This window comes from Micromonospora phytophila, from assembly GCF_023656545.1.
GTDB classification, from domain to species: Bacteria; Actinomycetota; Actinomycetes; order Mycobacteriales; family Micromonosporaceae; genus Micromonospora; species Micromonospora phytophila.
In genome coordinates, this window is the sequence record NZ_JAMOKF010000344.1 from 1 (window position 1) to 5,438 (window position 5,438).

Annotated in this window: 3 rRNA genes; all 3 read right to left on the minus strand. The window is 57.8% G+C overall.

What is annotated here, in order from left to right:
* Positions 1–82: 82 nt before the first annotated feature.
* A 5S ribosomal RNA gene (rrf, locus tag NCC78_RS26840) occupies positions 83–199 on the minus strand.
* An 81-nt stretch (positions 200–280) separates the two neighbouring features.
* A 23S ribosomal RNA gene (locus NCC78_RS26845) occupies positions 281–3,390 on the minus strand.
* Between the two features lie 378 nt (positions 3,391–3,768).
* A 16S ribosomal RNA gene (locus NCC78_RS26850) occupies positions 3,769–5,285 on the minus strand.
* Together the 16S, 23S and 5S rRNA genes form the textbook arrangement of a ribosomal RNA operon.
* Positions 5,286–5,438 lie beyond the last annotated feature (153 nt).

Here is a 5,438-nt window from a genome sequence, read left to right on the forward strand (position 1 = left end):
AGTGGTGCGGTTGCAGCCCGTCGGAATTGGGCTGTAAACGCATTCAGGGCCACCCCGAAGGGTGGCCCTGAATGGAATGGTTGTCCGGCGGCGTCCTACTCTCCCACACCCTCCCGAGTGCAGTACCATCGGCGCTGGAGGGCTTAGCTTCCGGGTTCGGAATGTTACCGGGCGTTTCCCCTCCGCCATGACCGCCGTAACTCTATCGACATGTCAAACAACACCACACATGGGGTGTGTTCGTTTGTCGGGAGTTGCACAGTGGACGCGTAGCTTCTTTGTAGTCAAGTCCTCGGCCTATTAGTACCGGTCAACTGAACCCGTTACCGGGCTTACATTTCCGGCCTATCAACCCAGTCGTCTAGCTGGGGGCCTTACCCACCCGAAGGTGGTGGGATACCTCATCTTGAAGCAGGCTTCCCGCTTAGATGCTTTCAGCGGTTATCCCTTCCGAACGTAGCTAACCAGCCGTGCCCCTGGCGGGACAACTGGCACACCAGAGGTTCGTCCGTCCCGGTCCTCTCGTACTAGGGACAGCCCTTCTCAAGTATCCTACGCGCGCGGCGGATAGGGACCGAACTGTCTCACGACGTTCTAAACCCAGCTCGCGTACCGCTTTAATGGGCGAACAGCCCAACCCTTGGGACCTGCTACAGCCCCAGGATGCGACGAGCCGACATCGAGGTGCCAAACCATCCCGTCGATATGGACTCTTGGGGAAGATCAGCCTGTTATCCCCGGGGTACCTTTTATCCGTTGAGCGACACCGCTTCCACTCGCAAGTGCCGGATCACTAGTCCCGACTTTCGTCCCTGCTCGACCTGTCAGTCTCACAGTCAAGCTCCCTTGTGTACTTGCACTCAACACCTGATTGCCAACCAGGCTGAGGGAACCTTTGGGCGCCTCCGTTACTCTTTGGGAGGCAACCGCCCCAGTTAAACTACCCACCAGACACTGTCCCTGAACCGGATAACGGTCCGAAGTTAGATACCCAAATCAACCAGAGTGGTATTTCAAGATTGCCTCCACCCATACTGGCGTATGGACTTCACCGGCTCCCACCTATCCTACACAAGCTAATTCGGATACCAATGTCAAGCTATAGTAAAGGTCCCGGGGTCTTTCCGTCCTGCCGCGCGTAACGAGCATCTTTACTCGTAATGCAATTTCGCCGGGCCTGTGGTTGAGACAGTGGGGAAGTCGTTACGCCATTCGTGCAGGTCGGAACTTACCCGACAAGGAATTTCGCTACCTTAGGATGGTTATAGTTACCACCGCCGTTTACTGGCGCTTAAGTTCTCCGCTTCGCCCCGAAGAGCTAACAGGTCCCCTTAACGTTCCAGCACCGGGCAGGCGTCAGTCCATATACATCGAATTACTTCTTCGCATGGACCTGTGTTTTTAGTAAACAGTCGCTTCCCCCTGCTCTCTGCGGCCATACAACGCTCCACCCGCGTGGGGCTTCACGTCTCCGGCCCCCCTTCTCCCTAAGTTACGGGGGCAATTTGCCGAGTTCCTTAACCACAGTTCGCCCGATCGCCTCGGTATTCTCTACCTGACCACCTGTGTCGGTTTGGGGTACGGGCCGCTCGGAACTCGCTAGAGGCTTTTCTCGGCAGCATAGGATCACTGACTTCACCTGAATCGGCTCGGCATCACGTCTCAGCCTTCATGTACCACGGATTTGCCTATGGCACGGCCTACACGCTTACCCCGGCACAACCACCGGCCGGGCTCAGCTACCTTCCTGCGTCACCCCATCGCTTGACTACTACCCGTCAGGTTCCCACGCTCCCCAACCACAACCCGAAGGCCGCGACTGGTTTGGGTGGTTAGCACAACGAGGTTCGTCAGGGTCGTTCCTTCGCGGGTACGGGAATATCAACCCGTTGTCCATCGACTACGCCTCTCGGCCTCGCCTTAGGTCCCGACTCACCCAGGGCGGATTAGCCTGGCCCTGGAACCCTTGGTCATCCGGCGGAAGGGTTTCTCACCCTTCTTTCGCTACTCATGCCTGCATTCTCACTCGTGCCGCGTCCACAACTGGGTCACCCCGCTGCTTCACCCCCGGCACGACGCTCCCCTACCCATCCACACACCTGCACAAGGAATCAAGTCCAAGCGAGGTTGAAATGTGAATGCCACAGCTTCGGCGGTGTGCTTGAGCCCCGCTACATTGTCGGCGCGGAACCACTTGACCAGTGAGCTATTACGCACTCTTTAAAGGGTGGCTGCTTCTAAGCCAACCTCCTGGTTGTCTGTGCGACCCCACATCCTTTTCCACTTAGCACACGCTTAGGGGCCTTAGCTGGTGATCTGGGCTGTTTCCCTCTCGACTACGAAGCTTATCCCCCGCAGTCTCACTGCCGCGCTCTCACTTACCGGCATTCGGAGTTTGGCTGATTTCGGTAAGCTTGTGGGCCCCCTAGACCATCCAGTGCTCTACCTCCGGCAAGAAACACGCGACGCTGCACCTAAATGCATTTCGGGGAGAACCAGCTATCACGGAGTTTGATTGGCCTTTCACCCCTAACCACAGGTCATCCCCCAATTTTTCAACATTGGTGGGTTCGGCCCTCCACGCGGTCTTACCCGCGCTTCAGCCTGCCCATGGCTAGATCACTCCGCTTCGGGTCTAGGACACGCGACTGAATCGCCCTATTCAGACTCGCTTTCGCTACGGCTCCCCCACACGGGTTAACCTCGCCACATGCCACTAACTCGCAGGCTCATTCTTCAAAAGGCACGCCGTCACCCCGTAAGGCTCCGACGGATTGTAGGCGAACGGTTTCAGGTACTATTTCACTCCCCTCCCGGGGTACTTTTCACCATTCCCTCACGGTACTCGTCCGCTATCGGTCACCAGGAAGTATTTAGGCTTACCAGGTGGTCCTGGCAGATTCACGGCAGATTTCAGGGGTCCGCCGCTACTCGGGAACACCCACAGAAGGTCAGCAACTTTCACCTACCGGACTTTCACCGTCTACGGTCAGCCATTCCAGACTGTTCGACTAGCCACTGACTTTGTAACTTCTCGAACGAGTGTCAGCCCGTTCAGCAGGGTCCCACAACCCCAACCACGCAACCCCTGACAGGTATCACACGCAGCCGGTTTAGCCTCGATCCGCTTTCGCTCGCCACTACTCACGGAATCACTAAATTGTTTTCTCTTCCTACGGGTACTGAGATGTTTCACTTCCCCGCGTTCCCTCCATACACCCTATGTGTTCAGGTGCAGGTGACACCACATGACTGGTGCCGGGTTTCCCCATTCGGACACCCTGGGATCACAGCTTGGTTGACAGCTCCCCCAGGCCTATCGCGGCCTCCCACGTCCTTCATCGGCTCCTGGTGCCAAGGCATCCACCGTTCGCCCTTGACAACTTGACCACAAAGATGCTCGCGTCCACTGTGCAATTCTCAACAAACGACCAACCCACAACCAGATCCGTGCAACACCAGACCCGACAACCGCCGGCGGTATGCCACACCAGGTCATGCCTGGCAGACTCCCGAAGCTCACGCTCCGGACAAGTCTTCCGAAAAAACAACCAATGGTTGTTCCTTCAGGACCCAACAGGGTGCTCTGCGCTCCTTCTCAGCCGCACCAGGACCAACCCGTTCCCACCACCCCGAAGGGCAGCTGTACTAGGTGTCCCGGCCGTTGCCGAGGAAAAACTCGCCAGTGTCTCCGCCATCTGAGCACCCCACCACCACAGTCGGGCGGCGCGGGCTCCTTACACCCTTTCGGGTGAAGGTGCTCCTTAGAAAGGAGGTGATCCAGCCGCACCTTCCGGTACGGCTACCTTGTTACGACTTCGTCCCAATCGCCAGCCCCACCTTCGACGGCTCCCTCCCACAAGGGGTTGGGCCACCGGCTTCGGGTGTTGCCGACTTTCGTGACGTGACGGGCGGTGTGTACAAGGCCCGGGAACGTATTCACCGCAGCGTTGCTGATCTGCGATTACTAGCGACTCCGACTTCACGGGGTCGAGTTGCAGACCCCGATCCGAACTGAGACCGGCTTTTTGGGATTCGCTCCACCTCACGGTATCGCAGCCCATTGTACCGGCCATTGTAGCATGCGTGAAGCCCTGGACATAAGGGGCATGATGACTTGACGTCATCCCCACCTTCCTCCGAGTTGACCCCGGCAGTCTTCGATGAGTCCCCGCCATAACGCGCTGGCAACATCGAACGAGGGTTGCGCTCGTTGCGGGACTTAACCCAACATCTCACGACACGAGCTGACGACAGCCATGCACCACCTGTGACCGCCCCCGAAGGACCTCACATCTCTGCGAGTTTTGCGGCCATGTCAAACCCAGGTAAGGTTCTTCGCGTTGCATCGAATTAATCCGCATGCTCCGCCGCTTGTGCGGGCCCCCGTCAATTCCTTTGAGTTTTAGCCTTGCGGCCGTACTCCCCAGGCGGGGCGCTTAATGCGTTAGCTGCGGCACAGGGAACCGGAGAGGCCCCCCACACCTAGCGCCCAACGTTTACAGCGTGGACTACCAGGGTATCTAATCCTGTTCGCTCCCCACGCTTTCGCTCCTCAGCGTCAGTATCGGCCCAGAGACCCGCCTTCGCCACCGGTGTTCCTCCTGATATCTGCGCATTTCACCGCTACACCAGGAATTCCAGTCTCCCCTACCGAACTCTAGCCTGCCCGTATCGACCGCAGGCTTGGGGTTGAGCCCCAAGTTTTCACGGTCGACGCGACAAGCCGCCTACGAGCTCTTTACGCCCAATAAATCCGGACAACGCTCGCACCCTACGTCTTACCGCGGCTGCTGGCACGTAGTTGGCCGGTGCTTCTTCTGCAGGTACCGTCACTTACGCTTCGTCCCTGCTGAAAGAGGTTTACAACCCGAAGGCCGTCATCCCTCACGCGGCGTCGCTGCATCAGGCTTCCGCCCATTGTGCAATATTCCCCACTGCTGCCTCCCGTAGGAGTCTGGGCCGTGTCTCAGTCCCAGTGTGGCCGGTCGCCCTCTCAGGCCGGCTACCCGTCGTCGCCTTGGTAGGCCATCACCCCACCAACAAGCTGATAGGCCGCGAGCCCATCCCAGGCCGAAAAACTTTCCACCACCAAACATGCGTCCAGTGGTCATATTCGGTATTAGCCCCCGTTTCCGAGGGTTATCCCAAAGCCTAGGGCAGGTTGCTCACGTGTTACTCACCCGTTCGCCGCTCGAGTACCCCGAAGGGCCTTTCCGCTCGACTTGCATGTGTTAAGCACGCCGCCAGCGTTCGTCCTGAGCCAGGATCAAACTCTCCAACAAAAACTTGTTGAAACAGTCATCCCGACAACAAACAATGTTGCCAAAGGAATCCAAGACCAACCGAGCCGAAGCCCGACCAGTCCGGGGTATAAATCATAATTGGCACTGGCTTATCAAGCACCCTGTTGAGTTCTCAAAGAACAACCACACACC